This window comes from Flavobacterium zepuense, assembly GCF_007097145.1.
GTDB lineage: Bacteria > Bacteroidota > Bacteroidia > Flavobacteriales > Flavobacteriaceae > Flavobacterium > Flavobacterium zepuense.
Genome location: NZ_VJVZ01000002.1, coordinates 17,645 through 42,760 on the forward strand (window position 1 = coordinate 17,645; position 25,116 = coordinate 42,760).

Annotated in this window: 27 protein-coding genes; 5 read left to right on the forward strand and 22 right to left on the reverse strand. The window is 40.2% G+C overall.

Going from position 1 to position 25,116, the window contains the following annotated elements; genetic code table 11:
- Positions 1-9: 9 nt before the first annotated feature.
- From rplN to rpsL, 15 genes are all read right to left on the reverse strand, one after another.
- Positions 10-378: a 50S ribosomal protein L14 gene (gene rplN, locus FMM05_RS02920; RefSeq protein ID WP_007803649.1), complete on the reverse strand. Its 369-nt coding sequence runs from the start codon at positions 376-378 to the stop codon at positions 10-12.
- Positions 379-380: 2 nt separating this feature from the next.
- The gene (rpsQ, locus tag FMM05_RS02925) at positions 381-641 is read right to left on the reverse strand and encodes a 30S ribosomal protein S17 (RefSeq protein WP_143371855.1); all 261 of its coding nucleotides are present in this window, start codon (positions 639-641) and stop codon (positions 381-383) included.
- Between the two features lie 17 nt (positions 642-658).
- Positions 659-850 (reverse strand): 50S ribosomal protein L29, encoded by a 192-nt coding sequence (gene rpmC, locus FMM05_RS02930; RefSeq protein ID WP_143371856.1) that lies wholly within the window; start codon positions 848-850, stop codon positions 659-661.
- Between the two features lie 12 nt (positions 851-862).
- Positions 863-1,282, reverse strand: coding sequence for a 50S ribosomal protein L16 (rplP, locus tag FMM05_RS02935; RefSeq protein WP_128388599.1), 420 nt, complete (start codon positions 1,280-1,282; stop codon positions 863-865).
- A gap of 20 nt (positions 1,283-1,302) precedes the next feature.
- Complete coding sequence (rpsC, locus tag FMM05_RS02940; protein WP_143371857.1) at positions 1,303-2,076, reverse strand: 30S ribosomal protein S3; 774 nt, start codon at positions 2,074-2,076, stop codon at positions 1,303-1,305.
- Positions 2,077-2,493, reverse strand: a complete 417-nt coding sequence (gene rplV / locus FMM05_RS02945) for a 50S ribosomal protein L22 (protein ID WP_143371858.1) — start codon at positions 2,491-2,493, stop codon at positions 2,077-2,079. It abuts the gene before it with no gap.
- A 5-nt stretch (positions 2,494-2,498) separates the two neighbouring features.
- A complete protein-coding gene (rpsS, locus tag FMM05_RS02950) occupies positions 2,499-2,777 on the reverse strand; it encodes a 30S ribosomal protein S19 (RefSeq protein WP_020213638.1) in 279 nt (92 codons plus the stop codon).
- Between the two features lie 10 nt (positions 2,778-2,787).
- Positions 2,788-3,612 (reverse strand): 50S ribosomal protein L2, encoded by an 825-nt coding sequence (gene rplB / locus FMM05_RS02955; protein ID WP_143371859.1) that lies wholly within the window; start codon positions 3,610-3,612, stop codon positions 2,788-2,790.
- A gap of 9 nt (positions 3,613-3,621) precedes the next feature.
- Positions 3,622-3,912 carry a 50S ribosomal protein L23 gene (gene rplW, locus FMM05_RS02960; protein WP_143371860.1) on the reverse strand — a complete coding sequence of 97 codons (291 nt, stop codon included), beginning with the start codon at positions 3,910-3,912 and terminating at the stop codon, positions 3,622-3,624.
- Positions 3,913-3,918: 6 nt separating this feature from the next.
- Positions 3,919-4,548, reverse strand: coding sequence for a 50S ribosomal protein L4 (gene rplD / locus FMM05_RS02965; protein ID WP_143371861.1), 630 nt, complete (start codon positions 4,546-4,548; stop codon positions 3,919-3,921).
- On the reverse strand, positions 4,548-5,162 hold the full coding sequence (gene rplC / locus FMM05_RS02970) for a 50S ribosomal protein L3 (RefSeq protein WP_143371862.1): 615 nt from the start codon (positions 5,160-5,162) through the stop codon (positions 4,548-4,550). The genes rplD and rplC overlap by 1 nt, the downstream gene beginning before the upstream one ends.
- A 250-nt stretch (positions 5,163-5,412) precedes the next feature.
- Positions 5,413-5,718 carry a 30S ribosomal protein S10 gene (gene rpsJ, locus FMM05_RS02975; RefSeq protein WP_020213633.1) on the reverse strand — a complete coding sequence of 102 codons (306 nt, stop codon included), beginning with the start codon at positions 5,716-5,718 and terminating at the stop codon, positions 5,413-5,415.
- Between the two features lie 11 nt (positions 5,719-5,729).
- Positions 5,730-7,853 (reverse strand): elongation factor G, encoded by a 2,124-nt coding sequence (gene fusA / locus FMM05_RS02980; protein ID WP_143371863.1) that lies wholly within the window; start codon positions 7,851-7,853, stop codon positions 5,730-5,732.
- Between the two features lie 26 nt (positions 7,854-7,879).
- On the reverse strand, positions 7,880-8,356 hold the full coding sequence (gene rpsG / locus FMM05_RS02985) for a 30S ribosomal protein S7 (protein WP_026990836.1): 477 nt from the start codon (positions 8,354-8,356) through the stop codon (positions 7,880-7,882).
- 24 nt (positions 8,357-8,380) lie between these two features.
- The gene (gene rpsL / locus FMM05_RS02990; protein WP_026990835.1) at positions 8,381-8,791 is read right to left on the reverse strand and encodes a 30S ribosomal protein S12; all 411 of its coding nucleotides are present in this window, start codon (positions 8,789-8,791) and stop codon (positions 8,381-8,383) included.
- 180 nt (positions 8,792-8,971) lie between these two features.
- Between rpsL and FMM05_RS02995 the strand changes: the two genes are divergently transcribed.
- The 4 genes from FMM05_RS02995 (at position 8,972) to rlmB (ending at position 16,225) form a co-directional block, all read left to right on the forward strand.
- Entirely contained in the window at positions 8,972-10,639 is a 1,668-nt protein-coding gene (locus FMM05_RS02995; protein ID WP_143371864.1) for a BamA/TamA family outer membrane protein, read from the forward strand.
- Positions 10,640-10,759: 120 nt separating this feature from the next.
- Positions 10,760-13,984, forward strand: a complete 3,225-nt coding sequence (locus tag FMM05_RS03000) for a SusC/RagA family TonB-linked outer membrane protein (RefSeq protein ID WP_143371865.1) — start codon at positions 10,760-10,762, stop codon at positions 13,982-13,984.
- On the forward strand, positions 13,984-15,426 hold the full coding sequence (locus tag FMM05_RS03005; protein WP_143371866.1) for a SusD/RagB family nutrient-binding outer membrane lipoprotein: 1,443 nt from the start codon (positions 13,984-13,986) through the stop codon (positions 15,424-15,426). Before FMM05_RS03000 ends, FMM05_RS03005 begins: the two co-directional genes overlap by 1 nt.
- A gap of 64 nt (positions 15,427-15,490) precedes the next feature.
- Positions 15,491-16,225: a 23S rRNA (guanosine(2251)-2'-O)-methyltransferase RlmB gene (rlmB, locus tag FMM05_RS03010; protein WP_143371867.1), complete on the forward strand. Its 735-nt coding sequence runs from the start codon at positions 15,491-15,493 to the stop codon at positions 16,223-16,225.
- 112 nt (positions 16,226-16,337) lie between these two features.
- On the opposite strand, the gene FMM05_RS03015 is transcribed toward rlmB, so the two are convergent.
- Together FMM05_RS03015 and FMM05_RS03020 are read right to left on the reverse strand one after the other, a co-directional pair.
- Entirely contained in the window at positions 16,338-17,135 is a 798-nt protein-coding gene (locus tag FMM05_RS03015; protein WP_143371868.1) for a rhomboid family intramembrane serine protease, read from the reverse strand.
- A gap of 73 nt (positions 17,136-17,208) precedes the next feature.
- Complete coding sequence (locus FMM05_RS03020; protein ID WP_143371869.1) at positions 17,209-19,617, reverse strand: outer membrane beta-barrel protein; 2,409 nt, start codon at positions 19,615-19,617, stop codon at positions 17,209-17,211.
- 191 nt (positions 19,618-19,808) lie between these two features.
- Between FMM05_RS03020 and FMM05_RS03025 the strand changes: the two genes are divergently transcribed.
- The gene (locus tag FMM05_RS03025; RefSeq protein WP_143371870.1) at positions 19,809-21,086 is read left to right on the forward strand and encodes a replication-associated recombination protein A; all 1,278 of its coding nucleotides are present in this window, start codon (positions 19,809-19,811) and stop codon (positions 21,084-21,086) included.
- Positions 21,087-21,172: 86 nt separating this feature from the next.
- Here FMM05_RS03025 and FMM05_RS03030 read toward each other — a convergent pair whose 3' ends face one another.
- From FMM05_RS03030 to FMM05_RS03050, 5 genes are read right to left on the reverse strand one after another with little or no spacing between them, the layout of a single operon-like run.
- Positions 21,173-21,949, reverse strand: a complete 777-nt coding sequence (locus tag FMM05_RS03030) for a hypothetical protein (RefSeq protein ID WP_143371871.1) — start codon at positions 21,947-21,949, stop codon at positions 21,173-21,175.
- Positions 21,950-21,953: 4 nt separating this feature from the next.
- On the reverse strand, positions 21,954-22,643 hold the full coding sequence (locus tag FMM05_RS03035; RefSeq protein WP_143371872.1) for a YjjG family noncanonical pyrimidine nucleotidase: 690 nt from the start codon (positions 22,641-22,643) through the stop codon (positions 21,954-21,956).
- A 2-nt stretch (positions 22,644-22,645) separates the two neighbouring features.
- A complete protein-coding gene (locus FMM05_RS03040) occupies positions 22,646-23,134 on the reverse strand; it encodes a hypothetical protein (RefSeq protein ID WP_143371873.1) in 489 nt (162 codons plus the stop codon).
- Entirely contained in the window at positions 23,127-24,458 is a 1,332-nt protein-coding gene (locus FMM05_RS03045) for an ABC transporter permease (RefSeq protein WP_143371874.1), read from the reverse strand. The genes FMM05_RS03040 and FMM05_RS03045 overlap by 8 nt, the downstream gene beginning before the upstream one ends.
- Positions 24,458-25,084, reverse strand: a complete 627-nt coding sequence (locus FMM05_RS03050) for an ABC transporter ATP-binding protein (RefSeq protein ID WP_143371875.1) — start codon at positions 25,082-25,084, stop codon at positions 24,458-24,460. Before FMM05_RS03050 ends, FMM05_RS03045 begins: the two co-directional genes overlap by 1 nt.
- Positions 25,085-25,116: the final 32 nt, after the last annotated feature.

Below are 25,116 nucleotides of genomic sequence, written 5' to 3' on the forward strand. Positions count from 1 at the left end.
TTTTAACAATTAAAGCACTTCAGGTGCTAATGATACAATTTTCATGAATTGTTTTTCACGAAGTTCCCTTGCTACAGGACCAAAAACACGAGTTCCCCTCATTTCACCAGCAGCATTTAACAATACGCAAGCGTTATCGTCAAACCTGATGTATGAACCGTCGGCTCTTCTCACTTCTTTTTTGGTACGTACAACAACTGCGGTAGAAACAGCACCTTTTTTAACGTTACCGTTAGGTGTTGCATCTTTAATAGATACCACAATTTTATCTCCAACAGAGGCATAACGTCTTTTCGTTCCTCCTAATACACGGATAGTTAAAACTTCTTTAGCTCCCGTGTTATCTGCTACTTTTAGTCTAGATTCCTGTTGTACCATAATTACTTCGCTCTTTCAATGATTTCAACTAACCTCCAACATTTTGTTTTACTTAAAGGTCGTGTTTCCATGATCTTTACTGTATCACCAATGTTACAGTCGTTCTTTTCGTCGTGTGCTACAAACTTTTTAGTTTTTAGTACGAACTTACCATATAATGGGTGTTTAACTTTAGTAGTTTGAGAAACCACAATTGATTTCTCCATTTTGTTACCAGTAACAACACCTATACGTTCTTTTCTTAAATTTCTTTTTTCTTCCATCTTTCAGCAGACTACAATTATTGTAACTCTCTTTTGCTTAGCTCAGTGGCCACTCGTGCGATAGACCTTCTTAGGGACCTTATCTGTAGAGGATTCTCTATTGGAGTAATGGCGTGAGCTGATTTTAGGTCGGCATATGTTTTCTGTAACTCACCAAGTTTACCTTGTAACTCAGCTGCAGATAGATCTTTAATGTCTGATTGTTTCATAATAAATTTGGATTATGCTTCGAAATCTCTGGCAACAATAAACTTAGTTTTAACAGGAAGTTTTTGTGCAGCAAGGCGTAATGCCTCTTTAGCTACAGACAAAGGAACTCCTCCTACTTCAAACATAATTCGTCCTGGTTTAACAACGGCAGCCCAAAATTCAACTGCACCTTTACCTTTACCCATACGTACCTCTAAAGGTTTTTTGGTTATCGGTTTATCCGGGAAAATTTTAATCCACAATTGACCCTCCCTTTTCATAAAACGGGTTGCCGCGATACGGGCAGCCTCGATTTGACGGGAAGTGATAAAAGACGAATCTAAAGATTTTATACCAAACATACCATTTGAAAGTTCGTGACCTCTTTGAGACACGCCTTTCATCTTACCCTTCTGTACCTTACGGTATTTTGTTCTTTTAGGCTGTAACATTTTTCTTTAGTTTAAAATAATTACTTTCTTTTGCGTTGTTGGCTGTTAGGTCTATCACCGTTTGGCCTGCCACCTGGCCTTCCGCCTTGTGGCCTGTCATTACGGTCTTGAGATCCTGCAGATTTAGATTGTTTTTTATCCATACCTACTAACGGAGAAAGATCTCTTTTTCCATAAACTTCACCTTTCATTATCCACACCTTAATACCCATCCTACCATAAGTAGTGTGAGCCTCGGCAAGTGCATAATCAATGTCCGCCCTGAAAGTTGATAGAGGAATCCTACCTTCTTTGAACATTTCAGAACGCGCCATTTCGGCACCGTTCAAACGGCCTGAGATCATTACCTTAATACCTTCAGCATTCATACGAATAGCAGCGGCAATAGCCATTTTAATAGCCCTCCTGTAAGAGATACGGCTTTCAATCTGACGGGCAATACTTGTACCTACTAAGTAAGCATCAAGCTCCGGCCTTTTAATTTCAAAGATGTTAATTTGAACCTCTTTGTCAGTAATTTTCTTAAGTTCTTCTTTTAACTTGTCTACTTCCTGGCCACCTTTACCGATAATGATACCGGGACGGGCAGTAGTAATAGTAACGGTTACAAGTTTAAGAGTCCTCTCAATTATTACTTTACTAACACTAGCTTTAGATAAACGGGCATGGATATATTTCCTGATTTTGTGATCTTCGGCAAGTTTATCGCCGTAATCGTTTCCACCATACCAGTTAGAATCCCAACCCCTGATGATACCAAGGCGATTTCCTATTGGATTTGTCTTCTGTCCCATTTATGAATTGCTTTGTGTGTTATTGTTAATAGCTCCAAGCACGATAGTAACGTGGTTAGAACGTTTTCTTATTCTGTGAGCACGGCCTTGTGGTGCTGGCCTAAGCCTTTTTAGCATCATTCCGCCATCTACTCTTATTTCTTTCACAAAAAGACCTGCATTCTCTAAGCTCTCTTCGCTGTTTTTTTGCTGCCAGTTATTGATAGCAGAAAGCAACAGTTTCTCAAGCTTGCGCGAAGCCTCTTTTGTACTAAACCTCAATATATTAAGAGCTAATTCTACCTTTTGGCCCCTTACTAAATCTGCAACTAAGCGCATTTTTCGAGGTGAAGTAGGGCAGTTATTTAGCTTAGCAAAGGCAATAGACTTGTTAGCCTCTTTTCTTGCATCTGCAGTTTCTCTTTTACGAACTCCCATTGCTATTATTTTTTACCTTTATTTTTAGCACCAGCGTGACCCCTGAAAGAGCGCGTTGGCGAAAACTCTCCTAATTTATGACCTACCATGTTCTCTGTAACGTAAACCGGAACGAATTGACGCCCGTTATGTACTGCGATAGTCTGTCCAACAAAATCGGGAGTAATCATAGAAGCGCGAGACCACGTCTTAACAACTCCTTTGTTACCTTTCTCGATATTTTCCTGAACTTTCTTTTCTAATTTATAGTGAACGAAAGGTCCTTTCTTTAATGAACGTGCCATATCTTACTTATTATTTCTTTCTACGTTCTACGATATACTTATTACTCGGGTTAACTTTAGAACGAGTTCTGTAACCTTTAGCCGGAAGACCTTTTCTTGAACGTGGGTGACCACCAGAAGAACGTCCTTCACCACCACCCATCGGGTGATCTACAGGGTTCATCGCTACTGGTCTCGTTCTTGGCCTTCTGCCTAACCACCTTGACCTACCTGCTTTACCAGATACGATTAATTGGTGATCTGAGTTAGAAACAGCTCCAATAGTTGCACTACAAGTTAAAAGGATTAACCTTGTTTCACCTGAAGGCATTTTAATGGTAGCATATTTACCATCCCTCGCCATAAGCTGGGCAAATGTACCTGCACTACGTGCAATTACAGCTCCCTGGCCCGGACGTAGTTCGATACAAGATATAACAGTTCCCAGAGGAATTTTACTTAAAGGAAGGGTGTTACCAATTTCCGGAGCAGCATCTACGCCAGAAGTTACGGTTTGACCAACCTGAAGTCCGTTTTGTGCAATGATGTATGTTTTCTCACCATCAGCATAAAATAATAGGGAAATAAATGCTGAACGGTTTGGATCGTACTCGATAGTTTTAACTACAGCAGGAACACCAGCTTTAGTTCTTTTAAAATCAATAATACGATACTTTTGTTTGTGACCACCGCCTGTATAACGCATGGTCATTTTTCCTTGACTATTTCTACCGCCTGAGTTTTTTTTCGGTGCGATCAATGAACGCTCCGGCTTATCAGTTGTAATAGTGTCAAAGCTATTAACAACTCTAAAACGCTGACCCGGGGTAATAGGTTTTAATTTTCTAACTGACATGTTGCTCTATTAGATATTATTGTAAAAATCTATTGTTTCTCCTTCTTTAACCTGAACGATAGCTTTTTTATAAGCATTAGTCTTTCCGGTGATTAAACCACTCTTAGTGTATTTAACCGATCTATCAGCCCTGTAATTCATAGTGTTAACTTCAACCACAGATACACTGTAAGCAGCCTCAACAGCATTCTTAATTTGTATCTTGTTAGCTCTTTTGTCAACAATAAAACCAAAACGGTTAAAAACTTCACCGTCTTTAGTTATTTTTTCAGTAATGATAGGTTTAATTATGATACCCATGGCCTATTATTTGCTTAAATTATCTTCAATTCCTGCTAATGAACTCTCTAAAAGAACAAGACTGTTTGCGTTTAATATCGCATAAGTATTTAATTCTGAAGTAGTTACAACACTAGTAGCCTTTAAATTGCGTGAGGACAAATATACATTTTTATTTGTATCGCCCAACACAATTAAAGATTTTTTATTTTCTAACCCTAAAGCTTTCAAAAAGTTAATGAAATTTTTAGTGCTTGGAGCTTCGAAATCGAAGTTTTCAACTACCACTAAATTTGATTCTTTTGCTTTAAGAGCGAAGGCCGATTTTCTTGCCAAACGTTTAAGATTTTTGTTTAGTTTGAAAGAGTAGCTTCTTGGCCTTGGGCCGAAGATGGTACCTCCACCTTTAAACAAAGGGTTCTTAATACTACCTGCACGAGCTGTACCGGTACCTTTTTGCTTTTTAATTTTGCGTGTACTTCCGGTAACCTCAGCTCTTTCTTTAGCTTTGTGGGTACCTTGCCTTTGGTTTGCAAGATATTGCTTAACATCAAGGTATACAGCATGCTTATTAGGCTCAATTGCGAATACTGAATCAGAAAGGGTTACCGTTCTGCCAGTTTCTTTTCCGTTGATATCTAATACTTTTACTTCCATTACTTCTGAATGATTACGTAAGAGTTTTTGTGTCCAGGTATAGCACCTTTAACTACAAGCAGGTTCTTATCAGCCACTACTTTTAAAACTCTAAGGTTTTGTACTGTTACATTTTCTCCTCCTGTTCTTCCTGCCATGCGCATTCCTTTGAATACACGTGAAGGATACGATGATGCTCCAACAGAACCCGGCGCCCTTAAACGGTTGTGCTGACCGTGAGTAGCCTGACCCACACCACCAAAACCGTGGCGTTTTACAACACCCTGGAAACCTTTACCTTTAGATACACCCTGAACATCTACGAATTCACCTTCAGTGAAAACGTCTACAGAGAGAACATCACCTAATTTGTACTCGTTCTCAAATTGGAATTCAACGACTTTTTTCTTAGCAACTGTACCTGCTTTTTTAAAGTGGCCTGCAGCCGCTTTAGTAGCATGTCTTTCTGCTTTGTCATCGAAACCAAGTTGTAACGCTTCATACCCGTCAACCGCGTTGGTTCTGACTTGGGTAACAACGCATGGTCCAGCTTCGATTACTGTACACGGAATATTTTTTCCGTTTTCATCGAAAATACTGGTCATGCCGATTTTTTTACCAATTAACCCAGACATAAATTATTGTTATTAATTATTAATTCCCTTCAATTTGAAATAACTAGAATACTCCAAACAGGGGTGCAAAAGTAATTATTATATTTAGATTATCAAACAGTTACAAAAAAATTATTGTAAGAAATTGATATTTTTTTAATTCTAAACTAAAAACTACCTTTTTACTACTCTAAAAACACACAGCATGAGGTATAAAAAAAATCTCCAAAGCAAACGCTTTGGAGACTTTCTTACAAGTTAAATAAATAACTCAGACTTTTATTTCAACTTCAACACCACTAGGAAGCTCTAATTTCATTAGGGCATCAATAGTTTTAGAAGAAGAACTATAAATATCAAGTAGCCTTTTGTATGAGCTAACTTCAAACTGCTCCCTTGATTTTTTGTTTACGTGCGGAGAACGCAGTACGGTAAAAATCTTTTTGTGGGTAGGTAAAGGAATAGGACCAGTTACCACAGCACCTGTACTTTTTACAGTCTTAACGATCTTCTCGGCAGATTTGTCTACCAGGCTGTGATCGTATGATTTTAATTTTATTCTGATTTTTTGACTCATTTTCTTTTAGATTAAGCGTTTCCTTTTGCTTTTTTAATAACTGCCTCTGAAATATTAGAAGGCGTTTCTGAGTAGTGAGAAAACTCCATTGTAGAAGTTGCCCTACCCGATGAAAGTGTTCTAAGCGTAGTTACATAACCAAACATCTCTGATAATGGAACGAAAGCTTTAATGGTTTTAGCACCAGCTCTGTCACCCATATCATTAACCTGACCACGACGACGGTTAAGGTCACCTACTATATCACCCATGTTTTCTTCCGGAGTGATAACTTCCATTTTCATTATCGGCTCAAGGATAACAGCACCGGCAGCACGGCCAGACTCTTTGTAACCCATTTTAGCAGCTAACTCAAAAGAAAGAGCATCAGAATCCACAGGGTGGAAAGATCCGTCTAACAAAGTAACTTTTAGGCTATCTACTTCGTATCCTGCAAGAGGACCTTGTTTCATAGCAGCTTTAAAGCCTTTTTCGATAGATGGAATATATTCTTTAGGAACGTTACCACCTTTAACACTGTTTATAAACTGAAGACCAACAACACCTTCGTCTGCAGGCTCAATTATAAACACGATATCGGCAAATTTACCACGACCACCAGATTGTTTTTTGTAAACTTCTCTGTGTTGAGCCGATCTTGTAAACGCTTCTTTATACTCTACCTGGGGCTCACCCTGGTTAACTTCAACTTTAAATTCCCTCCTCATACGATCTACAAGGATATCTAAGTGAAGCTCACCCATACCAGAAATAATAGTTTGGCCAGAAGCCTCATCAGTCTTAACAACGAATGTTGGATCTTCTTCAGCAAGTTTCGCTAAAGCCATACCCATTTTATCCACGTCAGCTTTTGTTTTAGGCTCAATAGCTATACCAATTACCGGCGCAGGGAAATCCATACTTTCTAATACTATTGGGTGTTTTTCTTCACACAAAGTATCTCCTGTCTTAATATCTTTAAATCCAACTGCTGCTCCAATATCACCTGCCTCAATATACTCGATCGGGTTTTGTTTGTTAGCATGCATTTGGTAAATACGAGATATCCTTTCTTTGTTACCAGAACGTGTGTTTAACACATAAGAACCAGCATCAAGACGACCAGAATAAGCACGGAAGAATGCCAAACGACCAACATAAGGATCGGTAGCAATCTTGAATGCAAGAGCAGCAAACGGCTCTTTTACATCCGGCTTACGAAGTATTTCTTCATCAGTATCAGGGTTAGTACCCACAATACCTTCTTTATCCATTGGAGATGGAAGGTATTTACAAACTGCATCCAGCATGAACTGAACACCTTTGTTTTTAAATGATGAACCACATATCATTGGTATGATAGACATATCAATTGTAGCTTTTCTTAAAGCATTGTTGATTTCATCCTCAGTAATTGAGTTTTCATCTTCAAAGAATTTCTCCATTAAAGACTCATCGTAATCAGCAACAGCCTCAATAAGCGCAGCACGGTATTCACGTACTTCGTCTACCATATCTTCCGGGATAGGCACGATATCAAAAGTAGCACCCAAAGTAGCATCATGCCATATAATAGCCTGATTTTTCACTAAGTCTACAACACCTTTAAAATCTTCTTCTTCACCAATTGGTAAAGTTATTGCCACCGCGTTAGATTTAAGCATATCTCTAACCTGCTGGCAAACGTTAAGAAAGTTAGAACCCTGACGGTCCATTTTATTAACGAAACCCATACGCGGCACCCTGTAATTGTCGGCAAGCCTCCAGTTAGTTTCTGATTGAGGCTCAACACCATCAACAGCACTAAAAAGGAAAACAAGACCATCAAGAACCCTAAGAGAACGGTTTACCTCAACAGTAAAGTCAACGTGTCCCGGGGTATCTATAATATTAAAGTGGTAAGGCAATGTTTCAGGTAGCGCAACTCCTTGGTTAGTAGGAAAGTTCCAACTACATGTAGTAGCCGCAGAGGTAATTGTAATACCCCTTTCCTGCTCCTGTGCCATCCAGTCCATTGTAGCTGCACCATCGTGCACCTCACCAATTTTATGTGACTTACCGGTATAAAAAAGGATACGCTCTGTTGTTGTTGTTTTACCAGCATCAATGTGAGCAGCAATACCTATATTTCTTGTATATTTTAAATCTCTAGCCATTTCTAAATTTTTATTTTCTTTATGAATTAAAATCTAAAGTGAGAGAACGCTTTGTTAGCTTCAGCCATTTTGTGCGTATCCATTCTCTTTTTAACAGCAGCACCTTCTTCTTTAGCAGCAGCTAAAACCTCAGAAGCCAGTCTTTGAGCCATAGATTTCTCATTTCTTCTTCTTGCATAAAGAATCATCCATTTCATTGCCATGGATATTTTCCTGTCCGGACGTATTTGCATCGGAATTTGGAATGTAGCTCCACCTACCCTACGGCTACGTACTTCTACGTGAGGCATAACGTTAGTAAGAGCATCTTTCCATATTTCTAATGAAGATTTTTCTGCATCCTGTTTTTTAGCTTCTACGATATCAATAGCATCATAAAATACTTTAAAAGCAGTTGATTTTTTACCATCCCACATTAAGTTATTTACAAAACGTGTAACTAATTGATCATTGAACCTTGGATCTGGTAAAAGCGGTCTTTTTTTGGCCTGTCTTTTTCTCATGTCTTTTTCTTAAACGTTTTTAAATTACTTTTTCTTCTTAGTGGGTGCAGCAGCAACCTGTCCTGGTTTAGGACGTTTTGCTCCGTACTTAGACCTGCGCTGCGCTCTTCCGGCAACACCGGCGGTATCTAAAGCGCCACGTACAATGTGGTACCTTACCCCTGGTAAATCTTTAACCCTTCCGCCTCTAACTAATACTATCGAGTGCTCTTGTAGGTTATGTCCTTCTCCGGGAATGTAAGCATTTACCTCGTTACCATTTGTTAAACGAACCCTTGCTACTTTACGCATTGCAGAGTTTGGTTTTTTTGGTGTTGTAGTGTAAACACGTGTACATACCCCTCTTCTTTGAGGACACGAATCTAAAGCAGCCGATTTACTCTTCTTAGTTATCTGGGCTCTCCCTGTTCTTACTAATTGTTGAATTGTTGGCATAATTAATACTAAAAATTTCTTATGTTTAAATAACCCGCTTTTTACGGGGTTGCAAATGTAGAAATAAAAAATTACAAAACAAATCCTAAAACATTAATTTTCAATCCTATCTATCTCCTTTGCACCACTATATATTTTTTGTGCATTTTTTGCGTTATTTGTAACAGTAACCCTCCTGCGTTGAAAAGACTTTTTTACATACTCCTATTTATACTCCTTGGTTTTACGGCAAATGCTCAAAACTTTTACTTAAAAGCAGAGGGCCGCGATGCTGTAGAGACTAAAATTATCGACTCTGTATCGTACTCCAAAATTCACACTGATGCAAAAAGCGTGGCTGATGAGGCTGCTTTGCTTTCTGCCAATCTTTATAAAGCCGGGTATTTAGAGAACCGCGAACTGGCGCACCTTAAGGTAAACGATTCTACTTTTGCTTACTCCTATAGTATAGGTGCAAAAATTACTACCCTGCATATATATACAAGCAGGCTTTCGCCCGAACAAAAAAAATTACTGGACATAGAGCGGGATACTCTTACCATGCCCCTGCCTGCCGTAGAAAGTTACATGAATACCAATATGGCACTACTGGAGCAAAAAGGATACTCTATAAGTTCACTACAACTTAAAGATTACACAAAAAAAGGTATTACCCTTTTTGCTTCGCTTAACGTGAGTATAGAAAAGCAACGAACGCTTGATGATATTGTACTGGAAGGCTACTCAAAATTCCCTGAAGGCATTCGCCGCAACATTTTAAGGCAGTACCGCGGTAAGACGTTTAATAAAGAGAACCTGCAACGCGTGTATAACGATTTTAATGCCCTACGCTTTGTTACCCAGCCCCGTTACCCCGAAATTCTCTTTAAAAAAGACACCACTAAAGTATACGTATATATGGCTAAGGCCCGGCCTAATACTTTTGACGGTTTTATAGGCTTTGGTAATGATGACAATAGCAACAAAGTACGCTTTAACGGCTATCTTGATCTGCTGCTTAACAATGTGCTTAATACCGGAGAGAAGTTTAACCTGTATTGGAAAGGCGACGGCAACAAGCAAACCACCTTTAACGCCTCTATAGAATTACCTTATATGTTTAAGAGTCCTGTAGGCGCAAAGGCCAGCCTGCGCATCTTTAAGCAGGACAGTACTTTTCAAAACACGGCTACCGATGTTAACCTGGGCTATTACTTTAGCTACAACTCTAAAGTATATGTGGGAAGGCAGCAAACAGAATCGGTTGATATACAAAACCTCAACAGCAGCACACTTACAGACTATAATAACTCATTCTGGACATCTACCTACGAATATGCCGAATATAATGTAGATGACTTTTTATTTCCGCAAAAAACTTCGTTATTTATTAAAAGTGGCATAGGAAAGCGCGAAGGCAAGACCGGCGACAGTGACCAGTATTTTGCTCAGGTTAATTTTTCGCACAACCTGTATCTTAACAGGAAGAACATTATCAATATAAAAAACCAAACCTACTACCTTGATAGCAACACCTATATTATTAATGAGCTGTACCGATTTGGCGGAATTAACTCTATACGGGGTTTTAATGAAAATAGTCTGCAAGCTAACCTTAGCTCAGCGCTAATGGCAGAGTACCGCTATGTACTTGCCCCCAACATGTATATACATTCTATTACAGATTATGCCTATATGCAGGATGAAACATCAAACATTAAAGAAAACCTGTTGGGCTTAGGTTTTGGTTTTGGCCTGCTTACTAATAATGGACTCTTTAATATAGTATACGCCAATGGCAGTACTAAAGACCAAGCCATTAAACTATCCAACTCCATCGTTCACTTAAGCTTCAAAGCGTCATTTTAACATTTTATTTAGATATAATTTAACATTTACAAGGCTTTTATCTAAATATTATCATAAAACAATTGATTTTGTTAAGTTTTTATTTGAAATTTGGTTTACAACTAACATAAAAACTTATAAATGAGAACACAACTAAGGGTCTTATTGACGCTCTTTTGCGCGTTAATGATGCAAATTGCGTTTGCACAAGACAGAACGGTTTCTGGTACCGTTACAGATGAAAGCGGATTCCCCATCCCCGGGGTTAATGTGGTGGTAAAAGGTACAACCACCAGTACACAAACCGACATGGACGGTAAATTTACAGTTGCAGCTACAGAGGCACAGGTTTTAGTCTTTACCTATGTAGGCATGCAAACACAGGAGGCTTCGGCCAGTAAGGCATCTTTCGCAATCATACTTAAAGATGCAGCTACAGAACTGGAGGGTGTGGTTGTAACAGCATTGGGTATCTCAAGAGATAAAAAATCGCTAGGTTACTCTTCTCAAAAACTGGACGGAAATTCTGTAAACACAGTTCCTACAAACAACTTCCTTAATAATCTTTCCGGTAAAGTTGCAGGTTTAGAAATACGTAACAACTCTAACTTTGGCGGTTCTACAAACATTGTTCTAAGGGGGGCAAAAAGTATTACAGGTAATAACCAGGCACTTATTGTGGTAGATGGTGTTGCCATTACCAATACCAACCTTAACACTAAAGAAGCAGCAGCATCAAGGGTGGGGTTTGACTTTGGTAACTCAACATCGGATATAGACCCTAACAATATCGAATCCATTACCGTACTTAAAGGTGCTGCCGCAACAGCTCTTTACGGTAGCCAGGCTGCTAATGGAGCGATAATGATTACCACTAAAAAAGGCAAAACCAATACTGGCCTTGGCGTTACTTTTAGCACCACAACCTCTGTAGGAAGGTACAATAAAGACACATTCCCTAAGTACCAGAAAAAGTATGGCGCCAATGGTTACAGCGGACCAGATGATAGCTTTTACGAAGCCGATGTAAATGGCGATGGTATTGACGACCTTGTTGTAGATACAACAGCCGACTCCTCTTTTGGTAATGCTTTTGATCCTAATTTACTGGTTTACCAATGGAATGCTTTTGCACCAGGCAATCCTAATTTTGGAAGGCCAACACCTTGGACCGCTGCAAAAAATGATCCGGGCACCTTCTTACAAGACTCTTTTGGCGCGCAAAACAACGTAAACTTTAACGGTGGAGATGATAACTCTACATTTAACTTTGGCATAACCAACAACTATGAAACCGGTATTTTGCCAAACAGCCGTTTAAACAAAAACATTATAAATGGCAACTTTAGCAGGAATATTACCGATAAAGTTAAGCTAACTGTATTTACTACCTTTACCGATCAGACTACACAGGGAAGAAACAGTGTAGGGTATGGTGATAACATTATGGGCGGTTTTAGGCAGTGGTGGCAAACCAATGTAGACATTCAGGAACTAAAACAGGAATATTTTAGGGATAACCGCAATGTTACCTGGAATATGATAGACCCTGTAGGTGGCGATCTTTCTCCGGCTTACTGGAACAACCCGTACTGGGACCGTTATAAAAACTACCAAAGCGATGACCACACCCGTTTGTTAACCGGTGGTAATATTAGCTATGATGTTACAAGCAACTGGAACGTTTTAGGCCGTGTTACGGTAGATTACAGTAATGACAGGCAGGAACTTCGTAAAGAAATTGGCAGCCATGCCGAAGAATTCGGTTTACAGGCGCTTGATGAAACTTCGGGGTATAGGTTGTATACGCGTACATTTTTACAAACAACGTACGACCTAATTACCACTTATGATTTTCAACTTGGTAAAATCGGCGGTAAAGCGTTGTTAGGAACAACATTTATAAAATCTAAACTGGATTCTTTTGATGGTTCCACCACAGGAGGACTTGCAACAGCAGGCATCTTTACCCTTGCGAACTCTAACACCTTTGTTGCCCCGGTAGAAAGCCAGATAGACTATGAAAAACAAGGCTTATATGGCCAGCTTTCATTAGATTATAATAAACTGGTTTACCTTGAAGGTTCATACAGGACAGACTCTTCTACCGCATTACCTACCAACAATAATAATTATGATTACTACTCTATAGGAGGTAGCTTTATATTATCTGAACTAGTTAAAAAAGACTGGCTTTCCCTTTTAAAACTAAGGGCCAGCTATGCAGTTGTAGGTAATGACCCTGCTGCAGGACTTTTAGGTGCAAGGGTAAATAACGGCATCTTAAACGGTAACCTCTTATTTGGCAACAGTACCACCCATGTAGATTTTGACAAACTTAAACCGGAGAAACAAAAATCTACCGAGCTTGGTATAGAGGCAAGTATGTTTAACAGCAGGCTGGCATTTGATGTATCGGTTTATAAAAATAATACCGAAGACCTTATTTACAACGTACCACAAACATCTTCTACCGGCTATAGCTTCTCACAAATTAATGCAGGGGAGATAGAGAATAAAGGTATTGAGGTTTCTATAAGCGGCACACCAATAAAAACAGCTGATTTTGAATGGGATGTGCGAGTTAACTGGGCTAAGAACAAAAATGAGGTAGTTTCGCTTGATGCCGGCAGGGAAAACCTTCAGCTTGCATCGTTTCAGGATGGTGTAACACTAAATGCAACACTTGGCGAATCTTACGGTACTTTGCGTGGTACAGGATACACGTATGATGGCAACGGTAATAGAGTGGTAGACGAAAACGGATACTACATCCCGGCATCAGACCAAATTATTGGTAACATACAGGCCGATTGGATAGGTGGTATTTATAACAGGTTTACTTACAAAGCTGTTTCTTTAAGCGCTCTAATAGATGTTAAACACGGTGGCGATGTATTCTCGTTAGACCAATCGTATGGCCAATACACCGGTTTATACCCTGAAACAGCAGGTAATAATGAACTGGGCAACCCCGTACGTAATGCAGTAGCCGATGGCGGCGGTGTATTAAACCAGGGAGTACACGAAGACGGCACACCAAACACAACAAGGGTAGATGCAAATTATGTGGGTAGTGCCTTTGGTACCGATGGTAACCCGGCAAAAGCTTTTGTTTACGATGCTTCTTACGTAAAACTAAGAGAGGTGGCCGTTACATACAGCTTCCCTGCTAAAATGCTTGAGAAAACATTTATAAAAAATCTTTCTCTAAGCTTTTTGGGCAACAACCTTTGGATTATACACAAAAACCTGCCGTATGCAGATCCTGAGGCAGGTGCCTCATCAGGTAACATACAAGGTTTCCAATCGGGTGTTATGCCATCAGTAAAAATGTATTCGTTTAACTTAAAAGCCAGCTTCTAATGAAAAAGATATTATATACCGCATCGGCCTTCTTATTAGTGCTGGCCAGTTGCACTAGTGACGATTCTAATTTTAACCGCGACCAGGACAGGTCTTATGATGTGCCAGCCGAGACCCTGCTCGCTAATGCACAAAGAGAACTTACAGATCAGCTTGTAACCCCAGAGGTTAACCTTAACCCCCTTAGGTTTTACACGCAGTATTGGGCCGCAACGCAATACCCTGCAGAATCACGTTACAATCTTGTAACACGTACTATAGCAGATAACCTTTGGGATAATCTTTTCAGGGATGTTTTGGGAAATCTGGAGTCGGCTAAAGATGTTATAGAAGTAAACCCTGATCTTGATGATGCTACTAAGCAAAACCAAATTGCTATTATAGAGATCATAGAGGTATACACTTACCAAATACTTGTAGATACGTTTGGTGATATACCATACTCACAATCATTAGATGTGCTTAACGTTTTACCTGCTTATGATGATGATGCGACCATTTATCCACAACTAATAACGCGCCTTGACGCTGCCCTTACTAACCTTAACGATGGCGAAGGCACCTTTACAACCGGCGATGTTATTTATAGTGGTAGTGTTGCTAAATGGAGGCTTTTTGGCAACTCGCTAAAAGTTAAACTTGGTATTAACCTGTCCGATGTAAATCCGTCGTTAGCACAAAGCACTATAGAAAGTGCCGTAGCTGATGGTGTTATTACAGATAACAGTGATAATGCCACCCTGCGATATCCGGGTTCAGCACCTTTTTACAACCCTATTTACGCACAGTTGGTTGCAAGCAATAGGAATGACTTTGTAGCATCCGAAAGTATTGTAAATCAACTTAACGATTTAGATGATCCCCGCCGTTCCGCCTATTTTGAATTAGATGGCACCGGTGTATATAGTGGAGGTATAAATGGTGCCGGTAACGGATACTTTAATTTTTCGCCTATTGCCGAGTCACTTACTGAAAATAATGTACCAGGTGTATTATTTGAAGCTACAGAAATAAACTTTTATCTTGCCGAAGCTGCTGCAAGGGGATATAGCGTTAACGGAACAATAGAAGAATATTACGAAGCCGCAATTACCACATCATTTGAATTTTGGGGCGTTGGTGATGTTGAAACTTATCTTGCCAACCCAGATGTTGCATATGCAACTGCACAAGGTGACTGGAAACAAAAAATTGGAATGCAGGAATGGATTGCATTTTTTAACCGCCCGTTTGAATCGTGGACAGCATGGCGCAGGCTTGATGTACCAAGCTTAACGCCGGCCATTAATGCCGTACCTGCATCGGAAGGGCAAATACCGGTAAGGTTTACTTACCCTATAGATGAGCAAACGGTTAATAATACTAACTGGACTGCAGCATCTAATGCCATTGGTGGAGATAAGCTTACTACCCGTGTATTTTGGGATTTAGCTAACGATTAAAATATTTTAAACCTCTATAAAAACCACCGGCAAAACGCTGGTGGTTTTTTTATACCTTTGCCTCATGGAAAAAGAACACCAGATATTCGGGATAAGGGCTATTATAGAAGCTATAAACGCAGGTAAGGAAATTGATAAGGTTTTTATTCAGAAAGACGCCCAGGGCGATTTGATGAAAGACCTTATGAAGGCTATGAAGCAAAAAAGTGTAAACTTTAGCTACGTGCCGGTAGAAAAACTTAACCGCCTTACCCCTAACAACCACCAGGGTGCTGTAGCTACTATTGCCCCTATTAGCTTTTACAAGCTGGAAGACCTGGTAGAAAAAGTTTTAGAAAGCGGTAAAACCCCTTTGTTCTTAATATTAGACCAACTGTCTGATGCGCGTAACTTTGGTGCCATTATCCGTACGGCAGAATGTACCGGTGTAGATGGAATCATCATACAAAAACAAGGATCTGCTCCTGTTAATGGCGATACAGTTAAAACATCGGCCGGGGCGGTATTTAATGTGCCTATTTGTAAAGTAGAACATATTAAAGATGCTATTTTCCATCTGCAGGGATCGGGTATTAAAACCGTTGCCGCTACTGAGAAGACTGACAGCAATATTTACGATATATCGTTAAACGAGCCGGTAGCTATTATAATGGGTAGCGAAGACCGCGGCATTAACCCTTCTGTCCTTAAAATAGTTGACGAAAAGGCGAAATTGCCAATGTTTGGATCTATAGGATCGTTAAACGTATCGGTTGCCTGTGGTGCATTTTTGTATGAAACTGTTAGGCAACGAGGATAATACTGATTATTAGATTTTTGGATATTCAGATTGTTAGATATATTAAATATTAAAACATAAAAAAGCAGTACACTTTACAGTTGTACTGCTTTTTTTATGAGATTGTGCCTGCTTACTTAGACTGCCCACTTTCATCATCAACTTTTGGTTTTTCAATATAACTATATACTATCCTGTAATTGGCATAGGGCTCTACGATTTCGTAATCAACTACCTCTATATCTTGCGGTTTAGGTGGGTTTATAAAGTTGCCATTCTCATCAAAGCGCTTCATGAACGGGTCTTTTTTAGGATCAAAATCGGGTTGTTCCCAGGCGTAAAAAGGCTGTTTTTTATACTCAGGGGTATCGTAAATTCGTGAGAACAGTATACCCGATATTAGTCCACCCAAGTGCCCTTCCCAACTGATGCCTTCTTCTACATCCGGAAAAACATACCATATCATGCTGCCATACAGCATTATAATAAGTAGTGACAATGCTACAAGCCTGTAATAACCCGTTTGTATACCCTTAAAGAACACAAAGGTTACCAGTACATAAATTAACCCGCTGGCACCTATATGGTGAGATCCTCCCCTGCCTATAAGCCACGTTATAAATCCTGAGAGCAGTATACCATATATTATAATTTGCAAAGCATACCGCCGGTAAAAGAACCGCATGGCTGCTACTAGTAAGAATAGCGGAATGGAATTATTATACAAATGCTCTAAGCTGCCGTGCAGGAAAGGACTGAGCACAATTCCACGCAATCCGGTTAAAGTTCGTGGTGCTATACCGTAATCAGATAAGTATATATGAAATTTAATTTCTACCCAGTATACCGTCCAGAGGGCAAGTATAAAAGCCAGTGGCCAAAGCACAACTGAGGGCGAAAATGTAAAGTGGTTGTCCTGGTTATTGTTCATGCATAAAGGCACGTCAAAAAGCCAACCAAAAATATTTATCTGTTAAAATGTCAGTTATGGTGTCAGGATTTCATTACATCCTGTTTTGTTCATCGCTGTTTTTACTCTCACGCATATTCATATTCTTAAGCTCACCGCCAAATGTATATAGTACTGATAAGCGTACCATCCGCTGGTCGTTATAATTAGAATATGTGTTTTTAACCCCGTTAGAGAACCCGCTGTAGGTAGTTTTGCTGGATCTTAAAAGGTCGCTGCCATACAGTGTAAACTGCAACTTTTTATTTAGCAATAGCAATTTAACCGATGTATTAAGATAGCTTAAGGCGCTGTTAGTATCCAAGTTAGCAGTACCGCAGGTAACATAAGTATAACCCATATTAAACAAAAAGGTTTTATCCTTGTTTAACAACACATCATTATTTATCCTGAACTCTCCATTCCATCCGTTTAAAAATTGCAGCGTTACCGGTATGGTAGATTTTGCCTCGCTATAATACACATCGGCACTAACATTGGTTTTTATCCATTTTAAAGGTTCAAAGGCAATATATTGGTTAATACCATAAGTATTATTTGTTATAAAGTTTAAGGGCACATTTTGCTGTATGCTGGTTACGGGGTCTACAATTGTTAACTGCTCAAAATCGCCGCGGGTACCGGAGAAAAACAACGATGCCGTATAATAATCTTTAAAACCATATTCAAGCTGTATATTATGGGAGTATGACGGCCTTAAGTACGGGTTGCCTTCGGAATAAGAATAGGGAGAATCTACCCTCCTGAAAGGGTTTAAAAATTCGTAGGATGGCCTGCCTATCCTTTTACCGTAATTTATAGTAAAAGAATGGTTGTCGTTATGGTTGTACACTAAATAAGCCGTTGGGAAAAACCTTGTGTACTGTATTACATTTTCCTGCCCCGTAGTGATTGATGTGCCTTTTGTACGGGTGTTCTCCATACGCAGGCCTGCCTTTGCCTCCCACTTGCCAAACTCTTTGCTGCCATCTATAAACGCAGCCTGTGTATTTTCTTTAAATACAAACTGGTTGCTTTGGGTAAAGTCTTGAACCGGCAGGCCCGAAGTAAGGCTGTACAGTGCAAAGCTGTTTTGCGTTTTGGTGTACGACACCCTCGCACCATAATTCAGCTTTAGCCATTTAAGCGGATGCTCCATATCGGCATTGGCAGAATAATTATCTACTTCGCGGCTGCCAATGTTATTAGCCGACACATACGACCCGGGGATAAAACTGCCATCATTATAAAAATTATTGGTAGCAAAAGTGTTATCGCTATCGGTTATGTAATTAAAATAATCGGCATCAAAAGATAGCTTAACCCCGGTAGTATCTATCGTATAAATAGCGTGGTAATTAATAGCATTGTAATCGCTAACAGATTTGCTATTTCCGCGTGTATTTATGACCGAATCCAGCAACCGAGTTGTATTATCTGTAATATCTACATCTGAGTTTTCGCGCGAAACTGAATTACTGTGGCTGCCCATATACTGTGCACCTGTGGTAAATTTATCCGAAAATTTATAATCAATACCCAGCCTGCCATTAAACGGTTTAAAATTATTCTTACGAACAACATTATCTTTCCAGTCGTATTGCGGATATTCCAGCAATACTTCTTCGGTATTTTTTTGGGCACCGTTAGTATAGCCTACAGATGATTGCAACAAAAATTTATCTTTTTGGTAATTAAACGTAGCATTTGTAGAACCGGTAGCATAGCTATTTTGCCTGTACGACCCAAGTATAGAGGCATTCCAGGTATCAGCCCTGGTCTTTTTTAGCTTAATGTTTATGAGCCCACTATTACCCTCGGCACTATATTTTGCAGGTGGGTTGGTTATTACCTCTATGCTCTTTATATCATCCGCCTTTATCGATTTTAAAAAGGCAGTTAGCTCATCGCCCGTAAGGCGCATTAGCCTATCGTCTACCATTACGCTTATACCACCCTTACCCACTATAGATACCACATCGTTAACTACTTTAACCCGCGGTACTAATTTTAAGGCATCAAGCGCATCGCCACCGCTGGCTGCTACAGAATTTTCTACATTGAACACCAGGCGATCTACCTTTCTTTCTACAAGCTTCTTTTTGGTTTCTACCACAACCTCGTCTAACTGCTTTGAGGCTTCCAATTTAATTGTACCAAGGTTACGATTTTCTGTAAGTTCTACAGGTTTGTTATATAATTCGGCTCCCATAAAAAGTATACGCAGGGTATAATTACCCGATGGGGCGCTCAGGCTGAAATTACCTGAATCATCCGACAGGCCGGAGCTTACTATAGTGTTTGAATTATTCTCGACAACAACTTCGGCAAATTCAAGGGGTTTGTTATCACTATCAGTTACGGAGCCTGTAACATTTACTTGTGCAAATGCTATAACAGGAAACAGTAACAGTGCAATAAAGAATACAGACTGAAAACGGCTTATAAGGTAAGAATGCGGCATAAATAAGGGTAGTGGTTTTACTATAAGACTACCTTTAACAACGCTATGTTACAGTTGGTATTGTTAAAATTGTAAAGAATATCCTATTTTTCAGGATTTCATAAACACTTGATTTAAACAGTAATATTTTTATAAAAACTTTATCGGTTAAATGCTTAATCCTATTTATTCAAAATCCGTAATTTTACGCTATGGAAGCACCTTTGGCAGAACGCATACGCCCGCAGCATTTATCTGAATACATTAGTCAGCAACACCTCGTGGGGCCAAATGGCTCACTAACCCACCAGATAGCACGTGGTATAATTCCGTCTCTTGTATTATGGGGACCTCCCGGTACCGGTAAAACCACCCTGGCACAGATAATGGCACAAGAAAGCAACCGCCCGTTTTATGTGCTTAGCGCCATAAACGCGGGGGTTAAAGATGTGCGCGAGGTTATAGAAAAAGCCAAGCAAAGCGGCGGTATGTTTACCGCCAAGAACCCTATTTTATTTATAGATGAAATTCACCGGTTTAGTAAATCGCAACAGGATTCGCTGCTGGCAGCGGTAGAAAAAGGCTGGGTTACACTCATTGGGGCTACTACTGAGAATCCAAGTTTTGAGGTAATACCTGCACTCCTGTCGCGGTGCCAGGTATATGTGCTGAATCCTTTTACAAAAGATGACTTGGAGGCTTTAATGCACCGTGCTATTGACGTAGATAAATACCTGCAAACAAAGAATATTGATCTTAAGGAAACCGAAGCCTTGATACGATTATCGGGCGGCGATGGCCGAAAGCTGCTCAACATTTTTGAGCTTGTGGTTAATGCCAACGAGACTGATGATGTTGAAATAACGAACGAACGCGTAATGCAGCTTGCCCAAAAAAACACTGTGCTTTATGACAAGACGGGCGAGCAGCATTATGACATTATTTCTGCTTTTATAAAATCAATGCGCGGCAGCGACCCTAACGGGGCGGTTTACTGGCTTGCGCGAATGATTGAGGGTGGCGAAGACCTAAAGTTTATTGCCCGCCGTATGTTGATACTTGCAAGCGAAGATATTGGCAATGCGAACCCTACCGCGCTTATAATGGCGAACAATACCTTTCAGGCAGTGAGCACAATTGGCTACCCGGAATCGCGTATTATATTGAGCCAGTGTGCTATTTACCTGGCAACATCGCCTAAAAGCAACGCCAGCTATATGGCTATTGGCAAGGCACAAAGCGTGGTTAAGCAAACCGGCGACCTGCCCATACCACTACATCTACGCAATGCCCCTACCAAACTTATGAAGGAATTGGGCTATGGCGACGACTATAAATATGCGCATGACTATGCCAACAATTTTGCCGAGCAGGAGTTTTTACCCGATGAAATAAGGAATACAACTTTTTACGACCCAGGAAATAATTCCCGTGAAAACGGCACCAGAGAGTTTTTGAAGAACCGGTGGAAAGGGAAGTATGGATACTAACTGGTAGAAAGTTAAAAAGTCAAAAGTCATAAAGATACAAGCTGCAACTTTATGACTTTTGACTTTAAAAACCTTTAGACTTATATCTAAAACTTAATATTTAACTTTTCAGTTACCAGTTTATCGTTTACATAGTATTCAAAAAACCAATCGTTGCCTTTTTTAAAGATCACTCCGGTTTTACCTTCGCCTTGCGCCGAATAATAATCTGCCTGTGATGTTTTGTATAGCCTTGCCACTACTTTTGGAGTAGTATCTACCAATTGATAGCCGTTAGCAATTGGTTGTGCAAATAGTTGGTTCTCATTAACAATGGTAGGTGTAACTGTGGCGGCAGGTGTTGCTGTAGCTACTGCTTGTTGTGTAGCTGGTGTAGTTGGTACAGATGCAGTTGCATTAGGATTTGGATGTCCGGCTTGCAAAATAGGAGTGCCGTTATATTGATAATTTAACGCAGCCATAGAAGCTGCAGCTTCTCTTAACGCTTCATAATAAGCCTTTTTAAAATCTTTTTCTTTGCTTCTTCCTTTTAATGAAGTATATACCACTTTACCACTGCAATCCTTTAACAGGATGGTTATATTGGTGGAAAGTATACCCGAATCATCTACTAAATCGCCGTAAAGGGCTCCACACTTGTTTAGCATCAGGTCTTGTGGCATTTGATCGTTAGGATAAAATACGGTAAAGCCGTATTTTTCAAAGACCATTTTAGTAAGGGTATTGAGGTTATGCTTATTGGGTTCTTTAAGAAAGCTGAATTTCTCCGGGATAATCACATATTTGTAATTGTTGATAGTTTCTGACTGTGCAAAGCAAAATCCGGAAAACAATATGGCCAGTAATACTAAGGCTTTTTTCATAAAATTAGAGTAGTTGTTTTAATTGTAGCAGGTGGTTAACCTGTTTTATGGTTGGGTGAGCTTCAAGATTGTGCTCGTTAAAATAAATAGCATCAAGGCCGCAATCTAATGCACCCTGTACATCGGCCTCTATACAGTCACCTATCATAATGCTGTCTGCTTTTTGCGCATTAGCAGCGGTAAGGGCGTACTCAAAAATAGCGGGGTCGGGCTTTTTACAGCCTGCAAGCTCAGAGTTGGTTACTGTATCAAAATAATGGTGAATGTTGGCACTTTGCATTTTGCGTGCCTGTACTTCGCTAAAACCATTGGTAATAATGTGCAGGCTGTACTTTGATTTGAGGTAGTCTAAAATCTCAATTGTGCCCTCGTATAAATGATTGTTAGTAGGCAAAAGCCTTACATACTCTACAGACACCTCTTCTATAAGTTCATTTGAAATATCATAATTAAGGGCTGTAAAAGCCTCTTTCAGCCTGCCATACCTAAGCTGTGCCTGGGTGATCTCGCCATCGCGAAACAACTTCCAGTACTTAACATTTAGGGGAGAAAAAAGTGCGTTAAATGCATCGGCATCTACTGCAATGCCAAATTTAGGCAGCAGTTCTTCAAACGCCAGCGCAGAGTTTTTCTCGAAGTCCCAAAGGGTATGGTCGAGATCAAAAAAAATCGCTTTTTTATTATTGATCTTCATACTTATTTACTAACAATAACGGCATTCTCAATGTGGTATATCCAGTCGTCTACATCGGCATCATTGTACCTAAAGTTGCCCTGTAGTGTTACATACTGGTCGGTCTTTAACTTCATGCCGGGGTTTTTAAATTTGATGCCCATAATGGTTTCAGGGCCAGCTTGTCCACAAAAAAAGCACGATGCAAATACGTTTTTGCTCAATGCGTAGCTTTTATTATCTATAGGTATTATAAAGCCACTCATTAAGATGGGCTTATTGTTCTTGGCCTTAAGCGTAGTGTTAATAACCGGGAACATAACACCTTCCGGGTAGTCTTTACTTGGCTTTTTAAGGTATTTTATCTGGGCAAGCAATTTCCAGGTAAGGGTATCGCCTGCTGTAATTTTTGTTGAAGCCGTAACGTGATACGCCGGTGCCTGCGGCGATGCTACCGATGCCAGTATGAATGCTGAAAGTATAAGCGATGCTAATAAAAACGTTTTACGCATTTGCCAGTGTTTTTGATATGTTTAAACTATATGCTTTAACGGCAGGTATAACCGCCGCTAAAATCCCTACAAAGATAGTGAGCTCCAGCAAATATCCTTCTTTTTCCCAAACAAACTCAAGGGGGTTGAACGATATTTTAAACTCCGACTCAGATGAACCTGAGATAAGGCTTAGTGCTACCCTTCCAACAATTGTACCAAAGATAAAGCCGGTAATGCATAGTAAAAGGCTTTCTATAAGTACTAAAAGCAGCAATTGCAGGCGACTTGCACCATTAACGCGCAAAAGGGCAAATTCGTATTTACGTTCTTTTAACGTATTATAAAGGGCTATAAATATGCTGATGCCGCTAATAAGCATGATACCATACGCCAGGTATTGCAGCGCATCTAATCCGATACCAAAAAGGGTAAAGAGCCTGTTAATCTCTCTCGCCGGCGATGCTGCCTGCATCCTGGTGTTTTGAGCCACAAGCCTTGGCCAGGTTATAAAGCCCATCTTGCCCCTAAACTGTATGAGTACGGCGGTAATTTCTTTGCCTTCTTCGCTAATACCTACTTCCTCATGTTCATGGTCGTGTTCCTCCCCTTCGGCATGAGCTTCGTGGTCGTGATCTTCATGCTCGTGAGTATCAGCAACAGCCTCAGCATGGCCGTCGTGTTCATGCCCTTCTTCTGTTGATTCGGTATGCCCTTCGGCACCTGCATGCTCATGGTCGTGCATGGCCCAAACGCTGGGCACATTGCATAAAATAAGATTGTCTACCACTTTGCCTGTAGGCGAAGCAATACCTGTTACATGGTACGCATGGTCTTCGTGCAGTTCGCCCTCGGCGGCATCGCCGTGCGATCCGAAGAATTTATCGCCCACTTTTATCCCTAAGTTTTGGGCGATCTCACTGCCTACCACCACTTCAAAATTCTTATTGAACACCTTGCCGTCTTTAAGCTCGGCGCCGTATTTGGTTAAATATTCGGGTGTGGTGCCTACAATACGGTAGCCGTGGTAATTATCGCCAAACGCCAGCGGAATAGCACTTTTAACCATGGGGCTGTGCATCCAGGTCTTGGCTTCGGCGTAGTCTATATTGCCGGTTGGGGCATCTACCTGGTATACAGAAGACAATATCAGTTGTAGCGGACTACCCTGCGCTCCCAGCACCATATCTATACCGTCTATATTGGCGTTAAATTTCTTTTCAAACTGCTCATCCAATAAAATAAGCAGTGTTATAATGGCAACGCTGGCAGTAAGCAAAATAATGCTCAGCGCTGTGTTAAGGGGCTTAAACCAAATGTTTTTCCAGGCTATTTTAGTAATCATTATAAGGATATTTGATTGGGAAAACGGTCTTTTAGCCTTTGGTCGTGCGTTACAATAATAAGAGCGCTACCGTATTGTTTAGCAAGATGTGCAAGCATATCGGCTACACGAAAAGCATTATCGTCGTCAAGGCTGCTGGTGGGTTCATCGGCAAGTAAAAGCTTTGGCTGATTGATTAGCGCACGGGCTATAGACACCCTTTGCTGCTGGCCTATGCTAAGTTGCGATGGTAATTTATACAGGTGGTCTGTTAAATCAAGTTCCTGCAAAAGCTGTCTGGCTTTATCATTAGCCTGTTTGCCGGTAGCCAGCCAAGAGGCCAGCACCACGTTTTCAAGTACGTTTAAAGACGACACAAAATAAGCCTGTTGTAAAACAAGCCCAATATTGGTTCCGCGAAAGCGGTCTAACTTTTTTTCGGATAAAGAGGCAAGGCCGGTCCCTTCTATAAGCACCTGACCTGATTGCGGCCTTAAAAGTCCGCCAAATAGGTGGAGCAATGTGGTTTTGCCCTTTCCTGATCCGCCTGTAATTAAAAGGCTTTCGCCGGATTGTACGGCGATATCAGGAAAATTAAACTGAGCGCCCTTGCCGTAGGCAAAGCGTATATTTTGAGTACTTATCATTCGGTAATATAATAAGACTGCAAGGTAGCAAA

Coding starts and splice junctions, on each gene's coding strand:
- rplD (WP_143371861.1), bottom strand. CDS start 4,548: ATGGAAGTAAAAGTATTAGATATCAACGGAAAAGAAACTGGCAGAACG.
- FMM05_RS03020 (WP_143371869.1), bottom strand. CDS start 19,617: ATGCCGCATTCTTACCTTATAAGCCGTTTTCAGTCTGTATTCTTTATT.
- rpsL (WP_026990835.1), bottom strand. CDS start 8,791: ATGCCAACAATTCAACAATTAGTAAGAACAGGGAGAGCCCAGATAACT.
- rpsS (WP_020213638.1), bottom strand. CDS start 2,777: ATGGCACGTTCATTAAAGAAAGGACCTTTCGTTCACTATAAATTAGAA.
- rlmB (WP_143371867.1), top strand. CDS start 15,491: ATGGAAAAAGAACACCAGATATTCGGGATAAGGGCTATTATAGAAGCT.
- FMM05_RS03045 (WP_143371874.1), bottom strand. CDS start 24,458: ATGATTACTAAAATAGCCTGGAAAAACATTTGGTTTAAGCCCCTTAAC.
- fusA (WP_143371863.1), bottom strand. CDS start 7,853: ATGGCTAGAGATTTAAAATATACAAGAAATATAGGTATTGCTGCTCAC.
- rpsG (WP_026990836.1), bottom strand. CDS start 8,356: ATGAGAAAAAGACAGGCCAAAAAAAGACCGCTTTTACCAGATCCAAGG.
- rpsJ (WP_020213633.1), bottom strand. CDS start 5,718: ATGAGTCAAAAAATCAGAATAAAATTAAAATCATACGATCACAGCCTG.
- FMM05_RS03050 (WP_143371875.1), bottom strand. CDS start 25,084: ATGATAAGTACTCAAAATATACGCTTTGCCTACGGCAAGGGCGCTCAG.
- rpsC (WP_143371857.1), bottom strand. CDS start 2,076: ATGGGACAGAAGACAAATCCAATAGGAAATCGCCTTGGTATCATCAGG.
- FMM05_RS03030 (WP_143371871.1), bottom strand. CDS start 21,949: ATGAAAAAAGCCTTAGTATTACTGGCCATATTGTTTTCCGGATTTTGC.
- FMM05_RS03035 (WP_143371872.1), bottom strand. CDS start 22,643: ATGAAGATCAATAATAAAAAAGCGATTTTTTTTGATCTCGACCATACC.
- rpsQ (WP_143371855.1), bottom strand. CDS start 641: ATGGAAGAAAAAAGAAATTTAAGAAAAGAACGTATAGGTGTTGTTACT.
- FMM05_RS03000 (WP_143371865.1), top strand. CDS start 10,760: ATGAGAACACAACTAAGGGTCTTATTGACGCTCTTTTGCGCGTTAATG.
- rplB (WP_143371859.1), bottom strand. CDS start 3,612: ATGTCAGTTAGAAAATTAAAACCTATTACCCCGGGTCAGCGTTTTAGA.
- rplV (WP_143371858.1), bottom strand. CDS start 2,493: ATGGGAGTTCGTAAAAGAGAAACTGCAGATGCAAGAAAAGAGGCTAAC.
- FMM05_RS03015 (WP_143371868.1), bottom strand. CDS start 17,135: ATGAACAATAACCAGGACAACCACTTTACATTTTCGCCCTCAGTTGTG.
- FMM05_RS03040 (WP_143371873.1), bottom strand. CDS start 23,134: ATGCGTAAAACGTTTTTATTAGCATCGCTTATACTTTCAGCATTCATA.
- FMM05_RS03005 (WP_143371866.1), top strand. CDS start 13,984: ATGAAAAAGATATTATATACCGCATCGGCCTTCTTATTAGTGCTGGCC.
- rplP (WP_128388599.1), bottom strand. CDS start 1,282: ATGTTACAGCCTAAAAGAACAAAATACCGTAAGGTACAGAAGGGTAAG.
- rplC (WP_143371862.1), bottom strand. CDS start 5,162: ATGTCTGGGTTAATTGGTAAAAAAATCGGCATGACCAGTATTTTCGAT.
- rplW (WP_143371860.1), bottom strand. CDS start 3,912: ATGGGTATCATAATTAAACCTATCATTACTGAAAAAATAACTAAAGAC.
- rpmC (WP_143371856.1), bottom strand. CDS start 850: ATGAAACAATCAGACATTAAAGATCTATCTGCAGCTGAGTTACAAGGT.
- FMM05_RS03025 (WP_143371870.1), top strand. CDS start 19,809: ATGGAAGCACCTTTGGCAGAACGCATACGCCCGCAGCATTTATCTGAA.
- rplN (WP_007803649.1), bottom strand. CDS start 378: ATGGTACAACAGGAATCTAGACTAAAAGTAGCAGATAACACGGGAGCT.